Origin of the sequence: Mesorhizobium sp. M1A.T.Ca.IN.004.03.1.1 (assembly GCF_003997555.1) — a bacterium.
Classification (GTDB): domain Bacteria; phylum Pseudomonadota; class Alphaproteobacteria; order Rhizobiales; family Rhizobiaceae; genus Mesorhizobium.
Map to the genome: position 1 here is coordinate 1 of NZ_RZTV01001077.1, position 237 is coordinate 237.

Annotated in this window: 1 protein-coding gene; it reads right to left on the reverse strand. The window is 60.8% G+C overall.

The features are described from left to right. The coding region (locus EOD29_RS34985; protein WP_127248924.1) for a DUF1127 domain-containing protein at positions 1-224 on the reverse strand (224 nt) is incomplete at its 3' end. Between the last annotated feature and the right edge of the window lie 13 nt (positions 225-237).

A 237-nucleotide genomic window follows, 5' to 3' on the forward strand; every position in this document is an offset into this window, starting at 1 on the left:
GCCGCATCGGACTGCGACACGCCGATATCCTTGAGCTCGTTCGCCGTCAGGTTTCTCAGCGCACGCCGGCCTTCCCGCTTCTGATGCCAGAGAAGAGTGGCCGCCCAGATCCGGCCGAGCCGCGTCGTCGCCTCAGCGGGCACGTCGGGGAGAATGATCTGTCTCCTGTCCTCATAGGAGACAATCGGTACAATCGGCATTTTGATCTCGGGTAAGGCAGACATTCCAGGAATCCTC